1 tRNA gene is annotated in these 224 nt (G+C 41.1%); it reads right to left on the bottom strand.

Features of this window, described 5'->3' with window-relative positions:
* Positions 1-137: 137 nt before the first annotated feature.
* Positions 138-213, bottom strand: a tRNA-Ala gene (locus KO537_RS23015).
* Between the last annotated feature and the right edge of the window lie 11 nt (positions 214-224).

Genomic DNA, 224 nt, shown 5'->3' with positions numbered 1-224 from the left:
TAAATACTATCAGCTTTCCAAATTGTTAAAGAGCGGGCTTAAAAAAGCCAAAGATAATTTTTAAGTTTATCTTTGGCATCTCTATCCATAGTGCATATGCCTTATTACTTTTTAATAAAGTCAGAATAAGGTGTAAATGGTGGAGCTATGCGGGATCGAACCGCAGACCTCCTGCGTGCAAGGCAGGCGCTCTCCCAGCTGAGCTATAGCCCCATTTACATGCA

It is taken from the genome of Shewanella sp. NKUCC01_JLK (assembly GCF_019345615.1).
In the GTDB taxonomy this organism is placed as follows: Bacteria; Pseudomonadota; Gammaproteobacteria; order Enterobacterales; family Shewanellaceae; genus Shewanella; species Shewanella oncorhynchi.
The sequence above is the reverse complement of the archived record's forward strand: the minus strand, read 5'-3'. Positions and strand labels throughout refer to the sequence as shown.